Source organism: Arthrobacter sp. NA-172 (assembly GCF_043952055.1).
Lineage (GTDB): Bacteria > Actinomycetota > Actinomycetes > Actinomycetales > Micrococcaceae > Arthrobacter.
Genome location: NZ_JBINOT010000003.1, coordinates 305,652 through 330,627, shown reverse-complemented (window position 1 = coordinate 330,627; position 24,976 = coordinate 305,652). Strand labels below are relative to the sequence as shown.

Sequence of the window (24,976 nt, the reverse complement as noted above, 5' to 3'; positions counted from 1 at the left end):
GACCGACGGCGGGAACCGGCCGCGGTCGTGCCAATCGCGCTTGCTGCCACGTTATTGATGGCCGCAGGCCTGCTGGCGCTCGCCGTCGGCCGCTACAGCGTTCCCCTGGGCACGTCGTCGAGATCCTGGTTTCTCAAGTGGCTCCGTTTCCCAACGATGCAAGCGGCACCGAGCAAAACGTCGTGTTGCTTGTGCGGCTCCCCCGGATCCTTCTCGCGGCGCTGGTAGGCGGCGGTCTGGCGCTCGGCGGGGCTGCCCTTCAGGCCGTTTTTCGCAATCCGCTGGTCAGTCCGGAAATCATTGGAGTCTCAGCCGGGGCCTCGTTCGGCGGCGCACTGGCGTTGCTTCTGGGCTTGGAGTCCGCACTTCCTGGTGACTGGATCCTTTGCGTTCGGCATGATCGCCCTTGCAACCCTGTTTCTGATCACCTCTGGCCGCGGCGGGACACCCATGTTGATGGTGGTGCTGGGCGGGGTGGTCACGGGATCGTTCTTTTCTGCCCTCGTCGCTTTGGTGACCTACGTCGCGGATCCCAACACCACCTTGCCCGCCATCGTCTTCTGGCTGCTCGGCAGCGTAGCCACGGCTACCTTCACCAAAGTGCTAGTGGCGGCGGTCCCCATCCTGGGCGGCGCCGTTGTACTCCTCGCCCTGCGGTGGCGGATCAACGTGCTCTCTTTGGGCGACGACGACGCGGCGGCCTTGGGCGTGCGGCCGCGGCCGCTGCGCTGGGTGGTGTTGCTCGCGGTGGCGCTGATCGTGGCCGGGGCGGTCGCGGTCAGCGGTGCCGTGAGTTGGGTGGGCCTCGTGGTCCCGCACCTGACCCGCATGTGGGTGGGGCCGGACCATCGGGTCCTCCTTCCGGTGTCCTTCTTACTGGGCGGCGCGTACATCGTCCTGGTGGACACGGTGGCCCGAACGGCGACCGCCGGTGAAATACCCCTGGGCGTCCTCACAGCCCTGATCGGCGCGCCTGTGTTCTTCCTGCTCCTTCGCCGCAACCGGGAAAGGATTTGGGAAAGTGCTTGAGCTGGACCGGGTGGGCTTTGGCTACAACCAGCGGAAATGGGTCTTTCGGGACGTTAGCTTCACGGTGACTCCGGGAACTGCCACCGCCGTCCTAGGACCCAACGGAAGCGGCAAGACCACCTTGGTTCGGTGCGCCGCGGGCCTGCTGGCGCCTGTGGAAGGAGTAGTGCTCCGGGAGCAGAGCGCGGGGTATGTGCCTCAGGCGCACGGTAGCACGTTCGCCTACCGCGCCCTGGACATGGTGCTGATGGGGCGGGCGAGGCATGTGGGCGTCTTCCGCTCGCCGGGCAATGCCGATCGCGCCGCAGCCGTAGAAGCGATGGACCGGGTGGGTGCTGCTGAACTCCAGGACCGGCTCTTTCCGACCTTGAGCGGCGGGGAGCAGCAACTGGTCCTCATCGCACGCGCCATCGCCGCAGGCTCGCCCCTCCTGGTCCTTGACGAGCCGGCCACCGGCCTCGACCTGAAAAACCAGGTGAGGGTGTTGAAGCTCCTGCGCGAACTCATGGCCGACGGCATGGCGTTGCTCCTGAGCACCCATCATCCGGACCACGCGATGCACCTGGCCGGTCAGGTAGTCCTCCTGGACGAACCGGCGCGAGCGCCGGAAATGCCTCGGAGCTGCTGACGGACACCCGGCTTTCCGCGCTATACGGGGTCCCCGTCAGCACTGTGGAATATTCCGACGACGGCGTGCCCCGCACCACGATCGTGGTGGACTACGGGGAAAATGTGCAGGAGCGTCCCGCCCGACGCTCACCCACATGAGCGAGCGTCGGGCGGGGAAGCGGGGCTATCCCGTGTTGCGGAGGCCGGCGGCCACGCCGTTGACTGTGATGAGCATGGCCCTCTGGAGGCGTTCGTCGATCTCGGCGCCGGAGATTGAGGCCTCGCGGACGCGGCGCAGCAATTCCACCTGCAGGTAGCTGATGGGGTCGAGGTACTGATCACGGATTTCGAGCGAGCGCTTGAGCGTGGGCTGGGCTTCCAGAAGCTCGGTTTCACCACTCAGGAGTTCCACTTCGGCAACCGTGAGCTCGTACTCGGCGCGAATTGCCTTGAAGAGGTGGTGCAGCTCTTCTGGAACAAGCGAAGACACGTAGTGCCCGGCGATGTCCAGGTCCGTCTTGGCCAAGGTCATCTCCACGTTGGAAATCACCGACTGGAAGAAGTGCCAGCGCTTCATCATCTCAGCCAGCTCGCCGCTGTTGCCTGCCTCGCGGGCAGCTTTGAGGCCCGAGCCCACCCCGAACCAGCCGGGAACGATCTGCCGCGACTGCGTCCAGCCGAACACCCACGGAATAGCCCGGAGTCCGCCCAGTCCGGCGCCGGAATCGGGGCGCTTGGAGGGACGCGAGCCGATGTTCAAGGATCCGAGCTGCTCAACCGGCGTCGAGGCCAGGAAGTACGCCGGCAGGTCCGGATCGTCGATCAGCGTACGGTACTGGGCAAACGCGGCGTCGGAAATGATCTCCATGACGTGGCCGTAGCGTTCGCGCTCGTCGTCCGAGGTGCGTGGGGTGCGGTGCAGCGCGGAACCCTGCATCACGGCGGCGAGCGAGAGCTCAAGGTTTTCGCGGGCAAGCTCCGGCAGGGAGTACTTGTCCGAGATGACTTCGCCTTGTTCGGTGAACTTGATGGCACCCTCGAGCACGCCGTTCGGCTGGGCCATGATGGCATCGTAGGTGGGTCCGCCACCACGGCCCACGGAGCCGCCGCGGCCATGGAACAACCGGACGCTCACGCCGTGCTTGGCCGCCACATCGCGCAGCTTGCGCTGGGTCTTATGGATCTCCCACTGGCTGGTCATCACGCCGGATTCCTTGTTGGAGTCCGAGTAGCCCAGCATGATTTCCTGGACATTGCCGCGGAGCCGGACCAGCTCGCGGTAGGAAGGATCCGAGAGCAGCAAGTCCGCGATTTCGGCCGACGCGCGCAGTTCTTCCACGGTCTCCAGGAGCGGAGCGAAACCGATCTTGGCGTAGGGAGCCGCACCGAAGAGGTCAATCAGTCCCGCTTCACGCGCCAGCACCGCGGCAGCCAGGACGTCGTCCGCGCCGCGCGTCATGGAAATGATGTAGGTTTCGACGACGTCGGGCCCGTACGTTTGGAGCGCGTGGCGGATGCTGCGGAAGACGTCGTAAGTGCGGTCACCGTCGCCGTCGAGCTTAATGGGGTGACCGGACAGCGGGCGGCGCGAAGCCAGCTCCGCGCTCAGTCGCTCAAAGCGTTCCGCGCGGCTCAGCTCCCCGTAAGGGGTTCCGGCGCCGATCCGGTCCATCAACTGCCCGACGGCGTCGTGATGGTAGTCGGCATGCTCGCGGATGTCGAGGGTCGCCAGGTGCAGTCCAAATGACGCGATCGCACGGCGGACACGCGCCAGGGCGCCGTCGGCCGCGAGCACGGCTGAGTGCTTGCGGAGCGAGTTTTCGAGCATCTCGAGTTCGGCCAAAAGCTCTGAAGTTGAGGCATAATCGCGGCCATGTTCGTGGTGGCTTGAGGCGGCCACGCGGCGGCCCGTGTTGATGAGTTTCGCCTTGATGCACGTCAGTTTGAGGCGGTACGGCTCCTGCGCGTTCAGCTCCAGGATGCGCTTGTCCAGCCCGGGGAGGTTCTTGAGGTCGACGGCGGTCGAGTCCAGGAGGTCCTGTTCCGCGGCCACCAACGCAGTGGAATTGGAGAGGACGGAAATCAGTTCGTCGATCATGGAGATGCTGATCCGCACGGCGTGCTGGTTCTGCAGCTGCAGGATTTCGCGGGTGACCGAGGCGGTGACGTTGGGGTTGCCGTCGCGGTCCCCGCCAATCCAGGAACCGAAGCGGATGGGCGCGTTGTGCGCAGGCAGGACCACTCCGTGCTCGCCGAGCAGTTCGGAAAGGTCCGTGAGCATTTCCGGCATGGCATCAGTCAGGATGCTGCTCAGGTAGTAGATGGCGTTGCGGGCCTCGTCCACCGGGGTGGGGCGGACTTGGCGCAGTTCGTCGGTCTGCCACATTTGGTCGATGATCTCGGCGAGTTGACGGTCCTGGCGTCGGCGCGCCGCGGTGCCCTCATGCGTGGATTCCGCCAAGACATCGGAAAGCTTGCGGATCTTATCCAACACCGAACGGCGCGAAGCCTCGGTGGGATGCGCCGTGAAGATGGGGCGGACGTCCAGCTCGTTGACTACGTCCTGCAGCGCCTGGGTTCCGGCTTCGTCGGCGATCTCGGCCACGGCTTTGGCCAACCAGCCGTCCTTTTCCTGTCGGGTCCGCAGTCCGCGGACGCGGTGCACCTGCTCCGCCGCGTTCGCCAGGTGGAAGTAGAACGCGAAGGCGCGCACCAGCTCCGTGGCTTCCTCAAGCGGCAATGAGGCGAGGAGCTCCCGAACCTGGGCGACGACGTCGTGCGCGCTCCACGGGCCCGTGGCATCAGCGCCGCCGCGGGCGGCTTCCTTGGATTCCTTGGTGAGCAGGCGGACCTGCTCCACGAGCTCCAGCAGCTCCGGGCCGTGCTGGCGAACCAACGACTCTCCGAGAAGCGTGGAAACGCGGCGGACGTCGGCCCGCAATTCCGCGGCGAGATCGGTGCTGAGATGTGCAGTGTCAACCATGAAAGATACCTTCTGGCGTTGGGTGTGGCCCGTACACTGCGCTGGATACTGTGAGCCTGATTACTAATGTTTCCTAGGAAATCCTACCCATAGCTCTTTCGGGGGTGGCAACCTGTCTCAGATGTTGTCGTCTGACATGTGCCGCCGCACTTGGTTTGTTGCCCACTACCGCACCGGTGGACTCGCCGGCCCGAGCTTGCGCAGGACTCCCTCAACGAGTTCGGGAGCCTGCGCGCTGTTGGCGCCGAACCTTGCGTTCACCTCAAGGATCACCGGGGTGCCGTCCGGCATCCGCCGGATGTCGACGTCGGCCGGTCCCATCAGTCCCAGAACCCCGACGGCGGCAACGGCGAGCGCCGCAACGTCCACGGCGGCTGGTGGCTCCACCCTTTTGACCGAGACGGCGTTGCCGACACGTCCCTCCTTGAGCTCGGTCTTTTCCAGCACAACCACGACGTCGTCCGGGTCGCCGTCGGGTCCGTTCCGCAGGACCACCGGCGCATACTCGGTGCCCGGCGCGAAACGCTGCACAATCAGCGAGCTGTCCAGGTTGTCCCAATTCCCGGCGTCGTGGGCGTGCTCAATGAGCCGTACGCCCCTTCCGCCGCGCGATACGCGCGGCTTCACCACGATTGCTCCGCCCAGACAGTCCAGGGCGTCCCGTGCCGACGCGAAATCCAGGGGTAGCCCGAAGTCCGGAATACTGATCCCGGCTGACCGGAGCGCCGTCATGGTCAGGTATTTGTCGTTCGCAATGTGGATGGCCAACCGTGGCGCTATCAACACCTCAATGCCGGACCCGAAGACCGGCCGGCTTTCGGATACGCCTGGAAGTTCATCGCTGACGGTTGGCACCACCAAGTCCACCCGGCGCCTTACGGCCAACTCGCAAAGTGTAGGCAAGTAGTCCGGCGAACTGGCCGGGGGCACCACCACCGTGTCGCTGGCCACGTCCGGGCGGACCGCCTGCATGTCCACCCCCAGGACGTAGTGGCCACGCTCCCTCAATTGCCTCGCCAGCGACGATCCTGCCAGCCCACCAACCCCGGTCACCAGAATCCTGGCCATCAGAACGTCCCCGCGGCCGGGCATGCAAAGCCAGAAACAGCGAACATCGATGCCTTCATCTCGCCCCTAAAACCTGTTTGGTGCCTACTACCCGCCTGCTGGACAACCCAGTGCACTGCCCATAAATAAGTGGACCGGCGCGGCGCTTCATGACGCACGGAACCTTCAGAAGGTAGGGCGTCACCGGCGGAGCATCGTCAGAAGTCATAGGAGAAGGTGTTCGCCATAATCCCTGTTCCGCGCAAGCCATACGTCAGTGTGTGGCCACTCCAGTACTGCGGAATGGTGGCTTTGAGCCTGAACTCGAGCTCTCCGGGCTGCACGGAATCCGTGGTGCAACTGATGCTGGACGGATCCAACGGCTTCGCCGAGCAGGCCCAGCCGGCGGGCGCAGTAACGGAACTGCTCGAAATCGAACCGCGCTTGTTGACTGAGAAATCGGCGGTGGCCTTCCCGAGTCCGTTCGCCCGCGACAGGGTGAAGACGGTTTCCAAGGTGGCCGTCGTGGGATCAGTCCGCGAGTCCGTCCGGCGCGCGGTGCCGCTGACTTTTGCACCATTTGTCGTCGGGGTGGGGGTGGGCGTCGGAGTTTGCGTCGGCGTCGGGGTTGGCACTGGGGCCGAGGTCGGGACGCTCGTCCGGGTGGGGGCCGGCACTGCAATGAGCGCGGGGGCCGCCGCCGGAGCCGAGACCGGCGCCACAACGGGAGCCAGCGGCTCCGGCTCCCCTGGCCACGACGGAAGCGGCAGCGATTCGGGCGCTGCCGAGATGGTTGGAGTAAGCTCCGTCGGCGTCGACGACGGCGGTGACGGCACCGACGTCGGGCGGCCCGGCGGGGTGGTTTGCACCTCGGTGCCCTGAAATGCCTTTGGTGCGGATTGGCCAGTCAGGACATCGACGAAGCCGACGGCTCCCACCACCAGTCCCACGGCGAGCGCGGCCACGATGGACATCAACCAAGCCTGCGAGATCTCGACTCCTCCGGATACCACCGGCACGGACGGTAGTTGCCCCACGATGCCCAGTCCTGAGGCGCTGCCTCCCCACGCAGCCAGCGGGATGCCCGTGATCAAGGGCAGGAGCACAGCCCGCATGGTTCCCTGAACGTCCTTGAGTTCCAGCAGCACGGCCGTGCATTTGGCGCAGCCGTCCAAGTGATCCCGTACCTTTGCCTCGGCCGAGGCGGATAAACCGCCGCGCACGTACGATCCCAAAAGAGGGAGGAACTCCGCGCAGACCCCCTGGTTTGTCTCACTGACATGCATTTGCAAATACTGTCTCCGCAGCCCCTCCCGCGCCCGAACCCCAAGGGCCGAGACTGCGTTGGGTGACAGCCCCAGGATCGGCGCGACGGCGGCGGGCTTCATCCGCTCCACGTCCAGGTACCACAGCGCCGACTGCCATCGTTCCGGCAATGACTGGAAGGCACGGGCCACCGTTTCTGATTCGAAAGCCTGGATGACGGGATCGTCCGGGGTCATATTCTGGTCCAGGACGGTCTCGTCCCCGGTGGGCAGCGTCCGGCCCGCACTCCGGTTCTTATGGTGGGAAAGGCGTGTCACGGCCGACAACAAGTACGCCCGGAAGAAGTGCTCGGGCCCCTTGCCCGCAACCAGGCTCTGCAGCACCGACTGAAATGCTTCGGCGACGACGTCGTCGGCGTCGCTGGGATTGTCGACGTTCTCGCGAGCCACCGTGGAAGCGATGGATACGTGCCGGGCGTATAGCCCGCCATAGGCGTCCAGGTCCCCGCTGCGGACCATCGCGATAAGTTGACCATCGCTGGGCGCGCCGGCTGGTGACGAGGCAGAACTAGGCGCCATTACCGGCTTCACCACGAGCGTAGAAATTCTTGACCATATGTGTTTAGTGGGCGGCAGTGGCATTTCATGACGCGGTTTCGGAATCTTTTTTTCTGAACGAGTCCCCTACAGGCCCAACTGGGAATGGCGGGGAATAGTGCATGGTTAAGGCAATGACACCGTCCAAGCAGCTGGAGGAATCATGAGCTCAACAGCCCCCGCACACAACGCCCAGCTGGAACGCTGGCAGCGTTTTCGCAACGGCCGCAACGATGCCCTCGCGGCGGACCACGGCTGGCTGACGCTCACCTCCTTCCAGTGGCTCGAATCCACACCCGCCGCCGTCGAACTCGTCCCGGGACTCTGGTCAACCGACGGCACGACGGCGACCCTCACTGCGAGCGCGGACGATCGACTCACGCTCGTGGAGACCGGAACTCCGGTGGATGGCACGATTTCGGCCACCCTTGAGGATGAGGAATCGCTCATGTGGGTGCAGTTCGGGGGCGCGGACGGCACGGAGGTGGTGGTGGAACTCGCCATGCGCGCGGACAAATACGCCATCCGAACCAGGGATAATTCCTCGCCGGTGCTGACAGAGTTCGACGCCGTTCCCACGTACGACTTCAACCCCGGCTGGGTGATCGAGGGCCGCTTCGAGGCCCACCCCGAGCCCGTGGACGTACCCATTGGGACAGCCAATCCCTTGGTGGACGGGGTGCACCGTTCCGTAGGCGAGATCGTTTTCCGAGTGCCGGGCCTTCCCCACGAGATCCGTCTGCATGCCGAGGCCGAGAAGCTCGGGGCCCTCAACGTCACCTTTCACGACGAAACCAACGGCAACACCACCGACGAATGGCGCAAGCTGGCGGTCGCCCGCCCGCGGCCCGATGGTTCGGTGGTCCTGGACTTCAACCGTTCCATCAACTACCCCAGCGCCTTCACCCCTTATGGCACGTGCCCCATGCCGGTGGCCGGGAACTCGATCGACGTGGCGGTCGAGGCGGGGGAGAAACTGCCGGCGGACCGGATCGTCTAAGGGCGGGCCGGATCGTCTAAGGGGGAACCCCCGCGAAAGTGAGCGAGCGCCGGCTGTGCCCTCAAACGATCGCGGAAACCCCGGTCACGGCGCGGCCTACGATGAGCGAGTTGATCTCGTACGAGCCCTCGTAGGTGTAGATCGCTTCAGCGTCGGCGAAGATCTTGGCCATCCGGTAATCCGTCACGATGCCGTTGCCGCCCAGGATGGACCTTCCCATCGCTACGGTTTCCCGCATCCTGGCGCTGCAGTACGACTTAGCCAGGGCCACTTGGGCCATCTGCGCGCCTCCGTGCCGGATTCCCTTACTGTCCGTGTACATGTCCTCCTGCAGCTGGGCGATCCGCACCATCATGCCCATGCTTGCCACGGCGTTACCGAGCATGTCCACCAGTTGCTGCTGGATGAGCTGGAATTTCGCCAACGGTCGTCCGAACTGCACGCGTTCCAGCGAATACTGCCGCGCGACGTCGAACGCCGCCAACTGCTGCCCAACGGCCTGCCAGGCCACCATGAGCCTGGATCCGCGCAACAGGTGGTTGGTGTCGGCGAAGCTGTTGATGCCTGAGAAACGGTCCGCCTCGGCAACCTGGACGTCCTTCAGGACGATGTCTGCGTTTTGCACTGTGCGCAGGGCGATCTTGTTCTCGATCTTGGTGCGAGTCACGCCAGGCAGGGTGCCGTCCACGATGAAGCCGCGAATGGCGCCGTCGGCCTCGTCCCGGGCCCAGACCAGCATGTGGTCGCAGAACGTCCCGTTGCCGATCCAGCGTTTGGCGCCGTTCAGCACCCAGTAGTCGCCGCCGTCGTCGGCTCCCCCGGTGACCCGGCGGGCCACGGTCTGCAGGCCGCCGGCCACGTCGGAACCGTGGTCCGGTTCAGTGAGCGCGAAGGCTCCGGTGGTCCGGAGGTTGGAGGCGTCGTCGAGGTAGCGGTCCTGTTGGTCCTTGGAACCGAACTCGTAGAGAGCCTCGATGAAAAGGTCGTGGTGGACCATGAAGAAAGTGGCAATGGAGGTGTCCACGCGGGTCATTTCGGCGATCACCAACCCTGCGAACAGGTTGCTGTAGCCGCGGTGTGTCGGAGTGCTCAAGCGAAGCGCGGCTAGTTTGGGCAGGATGTGCGCCGGGAACTCGGCCTTGTCCCACCAATCCTTGGCATAGGGCGCGATTTCCGCGGCAAGAAACTCCCGGAGCTCATTGAGCTTGCGCTGTTCCTGGACGCTGAGGAGCGACTCGAAATCGAAAAAATCCGCCGCAGGCAGGGAACCAGGCAAGGAAACAGGCAAAGAACCAGGCAAGGAATCATTCAAACCTTCGACGGCGGCCGCGCCATCGCTGCGTTGGCTCACTTCGGTGCCATCCGGATTGCGCCGTCGAGGCGGATGGTTTCGCCGTTGAGCATGGCATTTTCCACAATGTGTGCCACGAGGTTGGCGTACTCGGCGGGGCGGCCAAGACGGGCGGGGTGCGGTACCTGTTGGCCCAAGGAGTCCTGCGCGTCCTGGGGCAGTCCGGCCAGCATGGGGGTCTCGAAAATGCCCGGCGCAATGGCCATCACGCGCACCAGCGAGCGCGCAAATTCACGCGCCAGGGGCAGCGTCATCGCAGCAACGGCCCCCTTGGACGCGGCGTACGCAGGCTGCCCGATCTGGCCGTCGAAGGCCGCCACGGAGGCCGTGTTGACGATGACGCCGCGTTCCTCGCCGCCCAGTTCGGTTGCCACAGGCTTGTTCTGGGCCATCGCCGCAGCAGCGAGCCGGATGACGTTGAATGTGCCCACGAGGTTGATCTGGATGACCCTGTTGAACTTCTCCAGCGGCAGCACTCCGTCTTTGCCGAGCACCTTGCCTGGCGTTGCGATACCGGCGCAATTGACCACAATCCGGAGCGGGCCCAGCGCGACGGCGGCATCCACGGCGGCCTGCACTTGCTCTTCGTTGGTGACGTCGGCCGGGACAAAAACGGCTGTGCCAGCGGCCCCCGAAGCATTCAGTTCGGCAGCGAAAGCCTCACCGGGAGAAGAGTGGAGGTCAAGCAGCACCACCGATGCTCCGGTGTCGAGCATTCGCCTGGCCGTTGCGGCCCCCAGTCCTGAAGCCCCGCCGGTAATCAACGCCACTGCGCCCTTGATGTCCATTCATCCTCCTCGATGCAGAACCAAATCCGTTAACGGAATGTTAACTGAATCACGCTGATTGTGCACTGCGGAGGAGTCCGGGACCACGCCTGCCCGCGCTAAGCTCTCCCCATGGTTGCCCCCGATGCCCCGCCAGGCACTTCCGGAACGCCGGATTCGGCGTCCGGGACTCCGGATTGGGCCGCGCGGGCTGATCAGGCCGCGCGTTCGGTGACGCGGCATTTCGGGCGGCGGCTTCTCGGCCTTCCCGGAACGCACCTCGCCGCGTCGATCCGGCCGTCCAGCCGTTCTCCGTTTCAGCCCTGGAACTACTGGTGGCAGGCACACTACGTCGATTGCCTCGTGGACGCCGGCCTCCGCGAACTGGCCTCGGGATCAAGGTTCGACGGCGGTGATCGTCCGAGCGCCGGCCGCCTGGCTTCACGTCTTGTCACCACCATCCGGCTGCGCAATGGCCTGCGCTACGTGAACAGCTATTACGACGACATGGCCTGGCTGGCCCTCGCCGCCCTGCGCCTGGATGCCTTGGCCGGGCGGGCGCACAAGCCGGGCCGCCGACGCAACGCCCGGCTGCAGGAGACGCTGTCTCCGCAATTCGAGTCGGCTTCAACGGACCATCTTGGCGGCGGCACTTTCTGGAGCACCAAGCGCGACTACAAGAACACCCCGGCCACAGCCCCTGTAGCCCTTCATTTCGCCCGGACCGGCAAGCCGCAGCGGGGCCAGGGGCTGCTCGACTGGCTCGACGCGAAACTCTTCGACCCCGCCCGCGGCCTCTACCTGGACGGCGCCCGGATCCAGCGATGGCAAGATCGTCCTGGCGGAGGAGATCTACACCTACAACCAAGGTCCGGTGCTCGGCGCCTTGCTCGAGCTGGGTGGAGACGCGAACTTGGCGCGGGCGGCTACCTTGGTGGGCTCGGTGGCGGAACATCTGACTGTCCACCAGCTTTACGGCTCGCAGGGGAAACTGGTTCTCCGCGGTGAGGGGCCCGGCGACGGCGGACTCTTCACGGGGATACTTGTCCGCTACATTGCGCCCGCCGCCGCGGACCCGCGGTTGTCCGCCGTCGTCCGCGCTACAGCCCAGCGACTGGTGATTGATACTGCGGCGGCCTTGTGGGAGGGGCGCAGCGTGCGCACCAACGCTGCCAACAAGACTTCCGGAAAGTACGACGACGGCGGTTGGCTCGTCTTCTCGCTCGAACCGCAGCGCCCGGCGGCCGAAACGTATCCGGCGGGCACCGGCGTCGAACTCTCCACGCAGCTTCAGGCCTGGATGACACTGGAGGCGGCGGCGCGGCTCACTTTGTCAGCACCCCGGCTTAGGCTGGAGCCGTGAATCCTGTACCGAGTCCGATTCCTGTCACGCTGGTCACCCCGCCGGCGGAGTGGTGGCAGATCCTCGGCGCGCTCAGCCCGTTGGCGGTCCTTGTGGCCGCGATCGTCGCTGCGGTTGTCGGTCTCTTGTCCCTGCGGCAGAAGGCGCGGGCGGACGACAGGTCCGAGTGGTGGCGTCGCGCGCAATGGGCGCTGGACGCATCCCTGTCCCGCAGCCGCTCGGAGGCTGAAATGGGCCAGAGAGCCATCGGCCTTCTCGGCCGTAGCGAGCTCGCGTCGCCGGAGGAACTCGCACTTCTGAAGGTCGGCACCGAGGACGCGCTGGAGGCGGCCGGCAAAGCAATTCAAAGCCACGTCGTTGCACCGTTGCCACGCCCAGCCTCGGTCAGTCCGGAGGACCGAAAGGTCCAGATCGCCGCCGCCAAAGCACGGGTCACCCTCGACCAACGGCTCGCCGAAACCACCCCCGGCTGGATCGTCGCGCTGTCCCAGGAGAAGCCCGAGTAGGGGCTCTGCCCGCCGCGTGGCGACTACTCCTCCACAGCGGGGGCGGGCTTCTTCTTCTGCGGATGCGGGGTCTCGTGCCGGGCCAACATCTCGACGAAACCAGCGATTTTCCTGGCGCGGGTCTCCGCCGTCTTCACCGAATTAGTGCGGTAGATCAAGGCGTATCGGTTCACTGATGTCAGGACCTCGAACATCGCCTGGGCTTCGGGACTAGCAGCTATAGCGAGCGCGAGGTCTTCCGGGACTTCTGCGTCCGCCTGGCCCACATAGGCTGCCTCCCAGCGCCCGTCCGCCTTGGCGCTGTCCACCGCGGCCCATCCCCGGGCAGTCATCTTTCCTTCAGCGTCCAGACGGGCAATATGCCCCACGTTTCGTTTGGACCATGGGCTCTTGGGGCTGCGGCGGGTCATTCTCTGGAAGACACTTTCGTCGTCGCGCCGTCTGCCTTGGCCGTCGATCCAGCCGAAACAAAGTGCTTCGTCCAACGCGGCAGCATAATCGAGTTCCGTCACGTTGCCGCCCTTTTTGTGCAGCACGAGCCAGACGCCGGGGCTATCGGCACCATTCGTTTCGAGCCAGGACCGCCATTCGGCAGCATTTTTGACGATCAGTTCCTCGAGTTCAACAGCCATGGCCCCATTCTGCAACGCGGGGTCACTTACGGCCCATATTCGGGCCCAGGATGGGCGCTAAGTGACCCCGCGTTGCATAAGAAGAGAGCAAGCGTTCCAGGTTCGGGCTCGACGAAATCCTGACGGTCTGACGCGTCCGGCATGGAATGGCATGGGATGGGGTAGAACTTAACCATGAGTGTTCGTACCCCTGACCCGTACTCCGGCTGGCTTTCCGATGAAGACCTCTTCGAAGCCCGCGGCCGCCTCCCGATGGTTTACGTGGAGGCGGTTCCCGTGCGCTTGGACCCCCTCGGCTTCGTCAACGAGGTAGGCACCCTCCTGCAGGGCGATGCCGATGGCGCCATGGTCCGTTCCTTCGTTTCCGGCCGTGTGCTGTACCGCGAAACCATCCGGGCCGCGCTGCTGCGGCACATGGAAAAGGACCTCGGCCCGCTGGCCTTCCCGCAACTGCCAGTCAGCCCCGTGCCGTTCACAGTGGCCGAATACTTCCCGGCCCCGTCGCAGACCGGTTTCACGGACGATCGCCAACACGCCGTGTCCCTCGTCTATGTCATTCCCGTGACGGGCGAATGCGAGCCGCGCCAGGACGCACTCGAGTTGACGTGGATGACACCGCAGGAGATCCTCAGCGACGATGTCCAGCAGGAATTCAGCGGCGGTCGCGGCAACCTCGTGCGCCAGGCCTTGGCCTTCGCGGGAGTCGGTCAGTAGGCAGCGCGCGTCGCGGCCTCCCCATTTGTCCGGCGGGGTTTTATAGACTGTTGGGCGGACCCCAAGAGAACCAAAGGATTTGGTGATGACTCACAGCCCAGCCGACCAGCAGTACCGTGAAAAGCAGGCTGGGGCCCTGCAAATCGGCGACTACCTGTTCCTTCCCGGGGATGGACCCGCGGAGGAAATCACCCATATCGAGCTCGAACACGACGACTTTGGTGCCCCAGCCCTCGTCTTAGTGACCACTCTCAACCACGGAATCGTGCGGATCGCCATCGGTTCCAATGTTCCGGTCGGTGAAGCTGCAGTCACCGCAAGTGAAGCGCCCGACGGCGGCACTCCCGACGGCGGCGACGCGCCCGCGGAGGCGGTTCCCGCCGTCGTCGTACCCCCTCTGCCGGAGACGGCACCGACCGTCAGCGGGCCGAGTGCCGCCGAATTCGCGCTGATCCCGGAACCAACAGATTCGCCCGAGAACGTGGTGGCCGCGGCTGCCGAAGCCCACCCCGGCAGAAACGGCATCACGGTGCTGAGCGAGCGGCTCGTGAAGGGCATCAACACGAAATCCGGAAGCTGCCTCCGGGACGTGAGCGATTTAGCGCACGATCTGTTCATCGAGCTTCGGGATCCGGACCACGCCCTGGCCGTGGCGGACATCCTCAACGTGCTCCCCTACGACGGAAACCGGGACCGCTGGATGTCCGTGGAACGCTCCCTCGCCCTTTCGAGCTTCATCTGCCGCGAGCTCGGCAAGACGGAACGCGCGGGCGTCTACGATCAACTCCTGCAGGCGCCGGACACGCTGGAGACAGACCCGTTCAAGGCCCGGATCAACGCCAAAGTCCGTCAGCGCGAGCTCAACGAACCCAATCTGTACGACAAGGAAATCTTCCGCTCCATCGACAACGGCAACCGCGATGCCGAGCGCGAATGGCGCCTGCTCCGGCTCGAAACCCTGCTGTTCCTTCGCTCCCACGGCGGCTCGGACACCATTGGCATTGGCGAGCTCGATCACCGGATCGTCAACGAACTCGAGGCTGTCCGGGCTTAGCGTTCTCCGAGGAATCCGCAAGGCCTGTCGCACCGGCGTCAACGGCGGTAGATTCCTGCCATGACGAACAATCTGAGCGTTGTTGTTAATGCCGACGCGCAGCAGGTTTGGACGATGCTGCGCGAACCGTCGCTCGTGGCTCAATGGCACGGCTGGGAGGCCGATGAGCTTGGCGACGAAATCAACGAAATCTACTTCAGCACCGCGGTGGTTGAGGGTCCCGAACATACCAGCCTCACAGTGAACGCCGGGGACGTTTTCGAGCTCACCCCTGTCAGCGGAGGCACCCAGGTCAGGGTGACGCGGGCCGCCCTGGACCACGATTCCGAGTGGGCCGCATGGGACGAGGACATCACCCAGGGTTGGCTGACGTTCCTGCATCAGCTCCGGTTCGCGCTGGAACGCCATCCGCATGGCCACCGACGCACGCATTTTGTTTCCTTGCCCGGCGGCGGTGGCTCAGGCATCCAGAAGCTGGGTCTCGGAGAGGTCCCGGCACCTGGGGAGGAATACTCCCTGACGCTGTCTACAGGCGAGGCTGTTTCCGGCAAGGTCTGGTTCCGGAGCAACCACCAAGTGGGACTCACCGTGCACAGCTATGCAGAGCACGGGGACGGGCTGCTGATCGTGGCTGACCAGCCGGTGATTCCGGAGAAGAGGCCCGACGGCGGCACTATCGTCATCGCTTCGACCTACGGCTTGGGTGCGGCCAGCCTAGACTCGATCCGCTCCCGCTGGGACGGCTGGAAGGCTGAGAACTATCCCACAGAGGTGCATTCGCACTGACGATTCAGGCCTGGCGGCTGGCAGACTGTAACGGTGCCAGCCGATTCTTCCTTGCCTCATTCTTTGTCCAGTCCTGCGTCCAGTCCTGCGTCCCGTCCTTCCTCGCTTGTAGCTGCCCAGCAGTCGGCGTTCTCCTTCGAGGTGGGCGCGCGGCTCAGTGAAACGTGCCAGCCGTCGTCGGCCCGTTTGAACCCCAACCGCGGGGACGCGAGCGGCGGAGACTTCCTGGGCCGCACCGGCACCATCACCACGCCGCACGGCCAGATCCAGACGCCGGCGTTCATCGCCGTCGGGACCAAAGCCACAGTGAAAGCCGTGCTGCCGGAATCCATGAAGGAGCTCGGCGCGCAGGCGCTGCTGGCCAATGCATACCACCTGTATCTGCAGCCGGGTCCGGACATCCTGGACGCCGCGGGTGGCCTCGGGGCGTTCATGAACTGGGACGGGCCCACTTTCACGGACTCGGGTGGTTTCCAAGTGATGAGCCTCGGTTCCGGGTTCAAAAAGGTCATCGACATGACCTCGGTGGACGCATCAGGCCCGGACGATGCTGTGGCCCCGGGCAAGGAGCGGCTGGCGCACGTAGACGAGGACGGCGTCTGGTTCAAGTCCCATTTGAACGGGGACCGGCACAGGTTTTCGCCGGAAATATCCATGCAGGTGCAGCACAAGATCGGCGCCGACATCATGTTTGCCTTCGACGAGCTGACCACCCTGCAGAACTCCCGCGGCTACCAGGAGGAATCCCTGGAACGGACGCGTCGCTGGGCCGAGCGCTGCGTCGTCGAGCATGAGCGCCTGACTTTGGAGCGCGTGGGGAAGCCGTACCAGGCGCTGTTCGGCGTGATTCAGGGAGCGCAATACGAAGACCTTCGCCGAAAGGCCTGCCGGGACCTTGGCGGAATGCCGTTTGACGGTTTCGGGATAGGCGGCGCGTTGGAGAAAGAGAACCTCGGCACCATTGTGCGCTGGTGCAACGAAGAGCTTCCCGAGAACAAGCCCCGGCATCTCCTGGGCATCTCCGAGCCGGACGATATCTTCACGGCCATCGAAAACGGGGCAGACACCTTCGATTGCGTCTCACCGACGCGGGTTGCCCGCAACTCGGCGTTCTACACCCCGGCCGGCCGCTTCAACCTGTCTGGGGCACGGTACAAGTCGGACTTCGGGCCCCTGCAGGACGGCTGCGATTGCTACACCTGCACCAACTACACCCGGGCGTACATCCACCACTTGTACAAGGCCAAGGAAATGGTCTCGGCCACGCTCATATCCATCCACAACGAGCGCTTCGTGGTGAAGATGGTGGACGATGCCCGCTTGGCCATCGAATCCGGCGACTTCCTCGAGTTCAAGGCCGAGACCCTGGGCGGTACTACGCCTAGCCGCCCGTCCCGTCCCGTCGAGGTCGCCGGAACGGTGCCGCTTCGCCGGAGCGTCCGGGCGACCCGGCACAGTTCCGGCGAGCCCACGTTTTCCACATAGACGAGTAGATGGCTTCCGCGGTCCCCGGCGGCTGGCGAGGCTGGAGCAATGAGGCCTTCCCAACCACCTTCGCTCCCGGAAAAGGGAAACGTTTGGCGTACCGACCAACTCCACTCACAGGGACTAAATTCCCGTGCAATCCAGCTCTTGGTGCGTCAGGGCAAGCTTGTCCGGCTACGGTACGGCTGCTACATCCGGGCCGCGCTCTGGGAGAAGCAATCCCCTTGGCTCCGAAGTACGCAACTGATCTACGCACATGCGCATGGAACACTTACGACGTCGGCCGGAGACTTCGTATATAGCCATACCTCGGCGGCGCGGCTGCACCGCCTCTTCCTCTGGAATGTCGACGACCTGATCCATATCCTGCTGCGGGTCAGGCCGTCCAACGAGCGCCTCGGCAAGGACGTCCGCGGACACACAAGGCCTTTCGACGAGACAGACGTTGTGGCAATCGGGAACTTGAGGGTCACGTCCTTGGAGCGGACAGTGGTGGATTGCGCCATGCTGCTCAGCTACGAGCAGGCACTGGTGATCATGGACCATGCACTCAGGCTTGGCGCTGATCGAGCGCTCTTGCAGGCCATGGCCGATGCACTGGATGGCCGGCACGGCATCAGGAACCTTCGAAAAGCCCTGGTCAACGCTGATCCACGATCCGAGTCGGCCGGCGAAACCTTGTGCCGCGAATTCATCTCGCGGCTGAAGTTACCGATGCCGGAACCGCAGGTTAAAGTGCGGAGCCGGGCGGGTCGGCATCGGCTCGACTTTGCCTGGCGGGAGGAAAAGGTCGCCCTGGAATTCGACGGCGAGGTCAAGTATTTCGATTTCAAGCCAACGGCCGAGGTGATTTTCCAGGAGCGCCGGCGGGAGAAGGCTCTCAGCGAGGACGGCTGGCGCTTCGTCCGCGTGGAATGGAAGCATCTCTTTCGTGAGCAGGAGTTCAAGACCCGGATACTGAACGCCCTCCGTCGTTAGCCGCCCTCCGTCGTTAGCCGGCCGCCGTCGTCGAGATCGCCGGAACGCGCCACGGTCGCCGAAAGGCTTGGGCGAGCTGGCACCGTTCCGGCGAGCTCGCGCCCGGGAGACTTCAGGGGCGGTCCGCCGTCGTCACGCCGATCACCAGGAGCACAACGTTGAGCACGACGGCGGGGGTCACAGGAGCTCCGGCGCGTTGAACAGCATGCCCAAGGCCAAGGGCACCAGCGCGAAGAGGCTCAGAACGTAGCCTCTGATCCTCGTTCCCAGCATGGCCGGTCCGCTCCGTCCGAGCTGCATGAGGTACACCAGCTTGGTCAGGTCTTCCTGCTGGCGGAAGGCGCGTCGCAACATCCCCGCCCCCAGTCCGCCTCCCGCGACCGCACCCAGGGCTAGCAGTTCAACCCGGAAGCCGCCGGCCAGCACGAAAAATCCGGCAGCCGCCGTCGTCCACAACGCCATGAGCAGTACCGGTAGCGCGACGTGAACCCAGCGCGAGGCCGTCCGGGAAATCGGCAGGAGCGCGTCGAGGCTCGGGGCCATGCGTAGTTGCCAGAGTGGTCCGGCCGCTGCTGTGGACGAGAAAATCGCCGCGACGAGCAGCACCGGGAGCAGGATGATGGGCGAATCGAACGTCCGAATGAGGCCTGTCAGGGGCACGACGGCGAGACCCAAGCCCCAGCGCCACAACCGGCCGGGTTGCCGCGCGAGTACCGTTGCCTCGGCGTGAAACAACGCGCCCGCTGCGGTGCGAGGTGTGCCGGGGAGCCTGACCCTACTGCGTTTTCCACCGCTGGAGAGTGAGGCGCTCAGTTCCCCTGTGTCCATCAGCGTCAGCGCAGCCTGGACATGTCCCCTCGCCGACCCTGCCTTGAGCAGCGAGACCGTCCGGATGCTGGATAGCTTGTTTCGCATTCCGAGAGCCGCCGCAATGAGGACGGCGGCAGGAGCGACGGCGAAGATCCAGTTGCCCTGCAGCGTCCCGAAAAGCATTGCTCCGAGTGCCGCCGAGGGCACCGCCAATATCCATCTGATCGCCCGGCCTTGCTGGCGGCCCGGACGCTCCTTCCGGGCTGGCTTCTGGACTCCCGACGCCGCCAAGCGGGTCTGGGCGAAGGCGGCCAGAGCCAGCATCGCAGCCCCGGTTAGTCCTGCCGCCAGAACCTGCCCAGCAAGCACCACAGCGTTCGAGCCGCTGAGGGTTGCGACAGGAATCGTGGCGAGGGCGCCCACCGCGACGCCAGCCCCGACTGAGCGGCGCAAGCCCCGGGCCAAAAGCGGCTCGCGGTTGATGGCAAGGGAGTACCACCAGTGCCGCTGATTCGCCGTGATCGCGAGCGGCCCAAGCCTGCCGGCCACCCAATAGGCCGCGAAGCCCAAGAGGCCGAACGCGGCAATCAGCCCGTACTCAACCGGGACCACACCGTAGCTATCCGACAGCAGATGACCGCCGAAGCCGTGCTGCGCCGCAGAGGTGAGTCCGTTGAGCAGGCCTGTCGCGTAGATCAGGGAGACCCCGAAAGTCAGGAACTGAATGTAGAGCTCTCCGAGCCTGGAAAGCAGCGACTGGCCACGCGGGCGAATGACACTCCGTGTTGCACGCTCGGGATCGAAGTCCACGAACTCCGGTTCCGGCACGGCAACAGTGGACATGCTCACCTGCGGATCCTCGCCACGGCCTCGTCCGTACCAACGACGCGCGCACCGCCGTCGTCGACAATCACCGCGCGCGTACAGGCCGCCTGGGCGACGTCGGCATCATGCGTGACCATGACGACGGCGGCATTCTGCTTGGCGGTCCGGGCGATCCGTTGCGCCAGCAAGCCGCGCATGCGGGTATCGAGCCGTTGCTCCGGTTCGTCCAGGATGAGAAGGTCGAAAGGCCGAATGAACGCCGAGGCCAGAAGGAGCTTGCGGCGCTGTCCCGAAGAAAGCTGATCGGGGAAAGCCTCCGCCACGGTTTGGAGTTCGAAGAAGTCAATCTCCCCCTCCACAGCCGAGTCGGGGTTGGCGACACCATGACCGCGGGCCACCAGCGAAAGGTGTTCGCGGACAGTCAGCGAGTCGAAGTAGGCGTCCTCGTCCAGGAGCACCGAAACCTTGCTGCGGAACAAGGCCGAACGGTCATCTGGCATCAAGCCGAGCACGTGGGCTTCGCCTTCGATGGCAGCTTGGGCGCCGATCATCGTGCGGAGCAGAGTGGACTTGCCTGCACCATTTTCGCCGACCATCCCCAGCACTTGACCTGGCAGCACCTCGACGTCGAGCGGCCCGCAGACTGCATGCTCACCGTAGCCTGCAACAAGTTTCTCGGCCGTCAGCACGGCAGTCTTCGACTTCATGCTTCGAAACTACCCGACTTCCCTGCGGTGAGTTACGGCGTGCTCACGCCCAGTAGCTTGGCTCGCGCTTTTTGATCCACCCAATGACCAACGAGGTCACGGGCACCAAGATGTACTGGACGCCGGTCTTGTAGAGAAAGCCGGTCAGGAAGTAGTTGAGGAAGCTTCCGAAGTCCGTGATGCCGATGATCGAGGCCGCGATGCTGCAGAAGATGAGCGTGTCCACAAACTCGCCCACGCCGGATGAACCCATGAGCCGCGCCCAGAGAGTCCGCTCACCTGTGCGGGCTTTCAATTTGACCAGAATCCAGGAATTGATGGTCTGGCCTGCGAAGAACGCGAGCAGCGATGCAAGGACGATCAACGGGACCGGCCCCAGCGCACCTTCGATGGCAGCCTGCTTGGCGTTGCCGTAATCGTCGCCAAAACCGGGCAGCACAATGATGATCCAGTAGCAAAGTGATGCGAATGCTGACAGCGCGAACGAGGTGATGATCGCCTTACGGGCCACCTTGAAGCCGTAGATCTCGCTCATGACGTCGCCAAGAATGTAGGCAAGCGGGAAGAGGAAGAACCCGCCATCAGTGATGATGGGGCCGAAGACCACGCCCTTCGCCGCACCGATGTTGGACAGAATCAGCACTACGGCCATGCATGCCAGCATGATGCCGAAGTACTGGGAGCCGATCGAGGCGAATCTAACTGCGGGCTTGGCCAGCGTCTGCGGGTCGGAAGGCGAGGTCATCGGGTGTCCGTTCGTAGTGGTTCGCGGGCGGCCGGGTTGAGCACTGAGCCCCGCTGTATTAGCACTGGTGGACCCGCCTGAAAACCGCAGGGCCTCCCCTATTCTGCCACCGTGGGCCCCAACGCTCCCTCACACATCACCCTCCAATCCGCGGTCGTCAAGTTTCCCGGAGGGATCGTCGCCCTCTGGCAGGACGGCGGGAGCTAAGGCAAGCTAGGAGCACGACGGCGGCAGTCGGCTGCGGTTCTCGGCGGAGCCGGGCGGTGGGTACTGGACGAATCGAGGGCAGGCGCATGGCGGAGCACTTTGAGACGGTGGACGACTACATCGCGGCGCAACCCGACGAGGTGCAAACGATCCTTCGGGAGATTCGTCGGCGTGCATACGCAGCCGTGCCCGGAGCAGGGCAAACCATCAGCTACGGCATACCGACCATCACCTTCGACGGCCACTCCGTTGTGTACTTTGCGGCTTGGAAACACCATATTTCGGTCTACCCCGCGCCGGGCGGGGACGAAGAATTCGAGCGGGGAATCGCCCCGTACCGGGCATCGAAGGGGACTCTGAAGTTTCCCCTCGGGAAACCGATTCCGTATGAACTCATCGAAAAGGTAGCTTCGCTGCTCGCTGAACGGGAGCAGCGCTGGTACCTGGACTGATCAACGGTCCCGGTATTCCAGGGGAAGTTCCACCTACCCCGAGTGCGCTTCCAAGAACGCGTACACCTCGGTCTCGTCCACGCCAGGGAAGGCCCCTGGAGGCATCGCGGCCAACAGGTGCGAATGGGCACGGGCGGACGGCCAGGCGTTGCCGGCCCAGGATGAAGCCAACGATGCCGGCGGGCGCTTGCAGCAGTTCGGGTCCGGACACGTCGAAGTAGCCCGCGCCGTCGTCTCCCTCCCACGGAACCACTTCACATGCTGGTACGGCACCCCGATGCTGAGCGAAAACTCCCCGGCAGCGGAGCGCTCAGTGCGGGCCGTGCACCAGTAGGTACCGGAGGGTGTGTCGGTGTATTGGCTGTAGGCGCTGAACTTGTCCGGAACGTCGAACACGGCCCGCGAAGTCCAGGCCTTGCACGCCGGTTGTCCCTCGATGGCGCCGGTATGGTCCTGGGGGAAGGCGACGCCGTCGTTCTCGTAGGCCTTGTAGATGATGCCGCTCTGATGGGTCTTCTGGAAATGCGTGGTGATGCCCAGGTGTTTCGTGGCCAGGTTGGTGAAGCGGTGCGCAGCGGTTTCGTAGGAGACGGCAAAGGCATCGCGGATGTCCTCCACAGCGATCTCTTTGGCGGCCTTCGCCCGCTGGAGAAACTCAACCGTGGCTTGCTCGGGCAGGAGCAGCGCCGCCGCAAAGTAGTTCGTGGCCACGCGCTGCGCCAGAAAATCGCCGTAGTTCCGCGGAGTCGAGTGGCCCAGGACGTAGTGGCCCAAGGCCTGCAGAAGGACCGAGCGGGGATCGTGGTCCTGCCGTTGGCTCTGCGTGAGATAAATTCGGTGATTCTTTAGATCGGTCACTGAACGGGTGGAATGCGGCAGGTCGCCCACGTGGTGCAGCGTGAATCCGAGCTTCTCGGCGATGTCCGCGATCACGTGCTGGCTCAGCGGACCGGCGCTGTACCCCACCAGGCCAAGCACCTTCTGCGCCTCGGCCTCGTACTCCGGAAAATAATTGCCCCGCTCGCGCATCATGGCACGCAGCTCGCCGTTCGCGCGGCGGGCCTCTTCCGGCGTCGCGACCTGCTCGTTGAGCTTGCGTTCAAGCTCCTGCAGCAGCCCCACTTGAGACTCCAAAACATCGAGCGGAAGCCGCGAACTGATGCGGATTTTCGGCAGATTCAGGGACTCGTACAGCGGCCCGCGCTGGTATCTCTCCAGCTCGATTTCCAGGCCCGCGCGCCGGCTGGGCGGTTCCGCTCCCAGCAACTGGTCGATGCTCACATTCAGGGCCGCCGCGAGCTGCTGCAGCAGGCCAAGTTTAGGCTCCCGCTTGCCGTTCTCGATGAGGCTCAATTGGCTCGGTGCGGTCCCGACGGCGGCGCTCAGGCCGTCAAGCGTCAGCCCGGCCTGCTTGCGCAGGTGCCGCACGCGGCGGCCGAGGCTGATGACGTCCAGTTCGGCGTTAGCAGCGGACGACGACGGCGGCGGTACTTCGCGGTTCCAGCTCACGGGTGACATTTCTTGAGAATACGCGAAGAAGTGCATTTCTTTCCATGGTTTTCATCTAGAAAGCTTCTTGGAAGTGCTGAAAAGTAAGAACTACGGAAGCCCCGGCTGGACGGAAACTGCAAAGGCGCAGCGAAGATCGGCCGGGGCGACATACAAGGAAACACGCAGAGTAGCGTCTAAGGAGACAGAACAATGACCGCAGCATTTGAACCAGAGCAGACAGCAACCGAGCAGGCCGCCGCACTGGAGCTCGAATGGGCTGCCAACCCGCGTTGGGAAGGCGTCACTCGCGATTACTCAGCCACCGACGTCGTTCGCCTCCGTGGCCGGGTCTCCGAAGAACACACCCTGGCCAAGCGCGGTTCCGAGAAGCTGTGGAAGCAGCTCACCGAGGAGGCCGCGACCGGCGGTTACACCAACGCGCTTGGTGCGTTGACCGGCAACCAGGCGGTGCAGCAGGTCAAGGCCGGGCTGCGGGCCATCTACCTCTCCGGCTGGCAGGTTGCCGCTGATGCCAACAATTCGGGCCACACCTACCCAGACCAGTCGCTCTACCCGGCCAACTCGGTACCCACCGTTGTCCGCCGAATCAATAACGCCCTTCTCCGTGCTGACCAGATCGAGTACTCCGAAGGCGTCCAGACTGTTGAGGACTGGTTGGTTCCGATCGTGGCCGACGCCGAGGCCGGTTTTGGCGGCCCGCTGAACGCCTACGAACTCATGAAATCCATGATCCAGGCCGGCGCTTCGGGTGTGCACTGGGAGGACCAGCTCGCCTCCGAGAAGAAGTGCGGACACCTCGGCGGCAAGGTACTCATCCCCACCCAGCAGCACGTCCGGACCCTGAACGCGGCCCGGCTGGCAGCCGACGTCGCGGGCACCCCGTCCGTGGTCATCGCCCGCACCGACGCCGAGGCAGCCACGCTGATCACCTCCGACGTCGACGAGCGCGACCAGGAATTCATCCTCCGCGAAGAGGGACAGCCGGTTCGCACCGCGGAAGGCTTCTACAAGGTCCGCAACGGCATCGAACCCTGCATCGCCCGTGCCAAGGCCTACGCACCGTATTCCGACCTCATCTGGATGGAGACGGGCACCCCGGACCCTGGAACTGGCCCGCAAGTTCGCCGAAGCCGTCAAGTCCGAGTTCCCGGACCAGATGCTCTCCTACAACTGCTCGCCGTCGTTCAACTGGCGCAAGCACCTGGACGACGCCACCATCGCCAAGTTCCAGCGCGAACTCGGCGCCATGGGCTTCACGTTCCAGTTCATCACCTTGGCCGGGTTCCACGCCCTGAACTACTCGATGTTCGACCTTGCCCACGGCTACGCCCGTGAAGGCATGAGCGCCTACGTCGAGCTCCAGGAGAAGGAATTCGCCTCCGAGTCCCGCGGCTACACCGCAACCAAGCACCAGCGCGAAGTCGGCACCGGCTACTTCGACGACATTGCTACCGCGCTCAACCCGAACGCGTCCACCCTGGCCCTGGTGGGATCCACCGAAGAAGGCCAGTTCCACTAAACCTCCGACGGCGGTTGGGCCCGGTTCCTGCTG

Annotated in this window: 19 protein-coding genes and 3 pseudogenes; 12 read left to right on the top strand and 10 right to left on the bottom strand. The window is 64.5% G+C overall.

From position 1 onward, the window contains the following. Positions 1 to 137 precede the first annotated feature (137 nt). Both ACF0H6_RS15520 and ACF0H6_RS15515 read left to right on the top strand, forming a co-directional pair. Positions 138 to 1,029, top strand: a pseudogene (locus ACF0H6_RS15520) (FecCD family ABC transporter permease). Continuing rightward, a complete protein-coding gene (locus ACF0H6_RS15515; protein ID WP_395250474.1) occupies positions 1,022 to 1,657 on the top strand; it encodes an ABC transporter ATP-binding protein in 636 nt (211 codons plus the stop codon). Before ACF0H6_RS15520 ends, ACF0H6_RS15515 begins: the two are co-directional and overlap by 8 nt. A 165-nt stretch (positions 1,658 to 1,822) precedes the next feature. Here the strand turns inward: ACF0H6_RS15515 and ppc are convergent, their stop codons facing one another. From ppc to ACF0H6_RS15500, 3 genes are all read right to left on the bottom strand, one after another. Next, positions 1,823 to 4,621 carry a phosphoenolpyruvate carboxylase gene (gene ppc / locus ACF0H6_RS15510; RefSeq protein WP_395250473.1) on the bottom strand — a complete coding sequence of 933 codons (2,799 nt, stop codon included), beginning with the start codon at positions 4,619 to 4,621 and terminating at the stop codon, positions 1,823 to 1,825. Positions 4,622 to 4,786: 165 nt separating this feature from the next. Continuing rightward, on the bottom strand, positions 4,787 to 5,689 hold the full coding sequence (locus ACF0H6_RS15505; RefSeq protein ID WP_395250472.1) for an ATP-grasp domain-containing protein: 903 nt from the start codon (positions 5,687 to 5,689) through the stop codon (positions 4,787 to 4,789). Between the two features lie 197 nt (positions 5,690 to 5,886). Further along, on the bottom strand, positions 5,887 to 7,527 hold the full coding sequence (locus ACF0H6_RS15500; protein ID WP_395250471.1) for a zf-HC2 domain-containing protein: 1,641 nt from the start codon (positions 7,525 to 7,527) through the stop codon (positions 5,887 to 5,889). Between the two features lie 166 nt (positions 7,528 to 7,693). On the opposite strand from ACF0H6_RS15500, the gene ACF0H6_RS15495 reads away from it, so the two are divergent. After that, positions 7,694 to 8,530, top strand: coding sequence for a DUF1684 domain-containing protein (locus tag ACF0H6_RS15495; RefSeq protein WP_395250470.1), 837 nt, complete (start codon positions 7,694 to 7,696; stop codon positions 8,528 to 8,530). A gap of 61 nt (positions 8,531 to 8,591) precedes the next feature. Here the strand turns inward: ACF0H6_RS15495 and ACF0H6_RS15490 are convergent, their stop codons facing one another. Then, the gene (locus ACF0H6_RS15490) at positions 8,592 to 9,818 is read right to left on the bottom strand and encodes an acyl-CoA dehydrogenase family protein (RefSeq protein ID WP_395251326.1); all 1,227 of its coding nucleotides are present in this window, start codon (positions 9,816 to 9,818) and stop codon (positions 8,592 to 8,594) included. 59 nt (positions 9,819 to 9,877) lie between these two features. After that, positions 9,878 to 10,669 carry an SDR family NAD(P)-dependent oxidoreductase gene (locus ACF0H6_RS15485; RefSeq protein ID WP_395250469.1) on the bottom strand — a complete coding sequence of 264 codons (792 nt, stop codon included), beginning with the start codon at positions 10,667 to 10,669 and terminating at the stop codon, positions 9,878 to 9,880. A gap of 111 nt (positions 10,670 to 10,780) precedes the next feature. Here ACF0H6_RS15485 and ACF0H6_RS15480 point away from each other — a divergent pair. Both ACF0H6_RS15480 and ACF0H6_RS15475 read left to right on the top strand, forming a co-directional pair. Continuing rightward, a pseudogene (locus tag ACF0H6_RS15480) lies at positions 10,781 to 12,011 on the top strand (glycoside hydrolase family 76 protein). Beyond that, complete coding sequence (locus ACF0H6_RS15475) at positions 12,008 to 12,517, top strand: hypothetical protein (protein WP_395250468.1); 510 nt, start codon at positions 12,008 to 12,010, stop codon at positions 12,515 to 12,517. The pseudogene ACF0H6_RS15480 and the gene ACF0H6_RS15475 overlap by 4 nt, the downstream one beginning before the upstream one ends. Positions 12,518 to 12,540: 23 nt before the next feature. Here the strand turns inward: ACF0H6_RS15475 and ACF0H6_RS15470 are convergent, their stop codons facing one another. Beyond that, positions 12,541 to 13,149 (bottom strand): YdeI family protein, encoded by a 609-nt coding sequence (locus tag ACF0H6_RS15470; protein WP_395250467.1) that lies wholly within the window; start codon positions 13,147 to 13,149, stop codon positions 12,541 to 12,543. Positions 13,150 to 13,323: 174 nt separating this feature from the next. On the opposite strand from ACF0H6_RS15470, the gene ACF0H6_RS15465 reads away from it, so the two are divergent. From ACF0H6_RS15465 to ACF0H6_RS15445, 5 genes are all read left to right on the top strand, one after another. Next, positions 13,324 to 13,863: an NUDIX hydrolase family protein gene (locus ACF0H6_RS15465; protein ID WP_234754938.1), complete on the top strand. Its 540-nt coding sequence runs from the start codon at positions 13,324 to 13,326 to the stop codon at positions 13,861 to 13,863. A gap of 85 nt (positions 13,864 to 13,948) precedes the next feature. Beyond that, a complete protein-coding gene (locus tag ACF0H6_RS15460; protein WP_395250466.1) occupies positions 13,949 to 14,917 on the top strand; it encodes a DUF6707 family protein in 969 nt (322 codons plus the stop codon). Positions 14,918 to 14,977: 60 nt separating this feature from the next. Then, a complete protein-coding gene (locus ACF0H6_RS15455) occupies positions 14,978 to 15,703 on the top strand; it encodes an SRPBCC domain-containing protein (protein ID WP_395250465.1) in 726 nt (241 codons plus the stop codon). A gap of 63 nt (positions 15,704 to 15,766) precedes the next feature. Further along, positions 15,767 to 17,188 (top strand): tRNA guanosine(34) transglycosylase Tgt, encoded by a 1,422-nt coding sequence (gene tgt, locus ACF0H6_RS15450; protein WP_395251325.1) that lies wholly within the window; start codon positions 15,767 to 15,769, stop codon positions 17,186 to 17,188. Between the two features lie 48 nt (positions 17,189 to 17,236). Then, the gene (locus ACF0H6_RS15445; protein ID WP_395250464.1) at positions 17,237 to 18,166 is read left to right on the top strand and encodes a hypothetical protein; all 930 of its coding nucleotides are present in this window, start codon (positions 17,237 to 17,239) and stop codon (positions 18,164 to 18,166) included. A gap of 177 nt (positions 18,167 to 18,343) precedes the next feature. Here the strand turns inward: ACF0H6_RS15445 and ACF0H6_RS15440 are convergent, their stop codons facing one another. From ACF0H6_RS15440 to ACF0H6_RS15430, 3 genes are read right to left on the bottom strand one after another with little or no spacing between them, the layout of a single operon-like run. Then, positions 18,344 to 19,819, bottom strand: coding sequence for a DUF6297 family protein (locus tag ACF0H6_RS15440; RefSeq protein ID WP_395251324.1), 1,476 nt, complete (start codon positions 19,817 to 19,819; stop codon positions 18,344 to 18,346). 2 nt (positions 19,820 to 19,821) lie between these two features. Beyond that, entirely contained in the window at positions 19,822 to 20,508 is a 687-nt protein-coding gene (locus ACF0H6_RS15435; RefSeq protein WP_395250463.1) for an ATP-binding cassette domain-containing protein, read from the bottom strand. Between the two features lie 43 nt (positions 20,509 to 20,551). Next, complete coding sequence (locus ACF0H6_RS15430) at positions 20,552 to 21,253, bottom strand: queuosine precursor transporter (RefSeq protein WP_395250462.1); 702 nt, start codon at positions 21,251 to 21,253, stop codon at positions 20,552 to 20,554. Between the two features lie 293 nt (positions 21,254 to 21,546). Between ACF0H6_RS15430 and ACF0H6_RS15425 the strand changes: the two genes are divergently transcribed. Then, positions 21,547 to 21,912 (top strand): iron chaperone, encoded by a 366-nt coding sequence (locus ACF0H6_RS15425; RefSeq protein ID WP_395250461.1) that lies wholly within the window; start codon positions 21,547 to 21,549, stop codon positions 21,910 to 21,912. A 33-nt stretch (positions 21,913 to 21,945) separates the two neighbouring features. Here ACF0H6_RS15425 and ACF0H6_RS15420 read toward each other — a convergent pair whose 3' ends face one another. After that, on the bottom strand, positions 21,946 to 23,457 hold the full coding sequence (locus tag ACF0H6_RS15420; protein WP_395250460.1) for a helix-turn-helix domain-containing protein: 1,512 nt from the start codon (positions 23,455 to 23,457) through the stop codon (positions 21,946 to 21,948). Positions 23,458 to 23,613: 156 nt separating this feature from the next. Here ACF0H6_RS15420 and aceA point away from each other — a divergent pair. Then, positions 23,614 to 24,943 (top strand): annotated as a pseudogene (gene aceA, locus ACF0H6_RS15415) (isocitrate lyase). Positions 24,944 to 24,976: the final 33 nt, after the last annotated feature.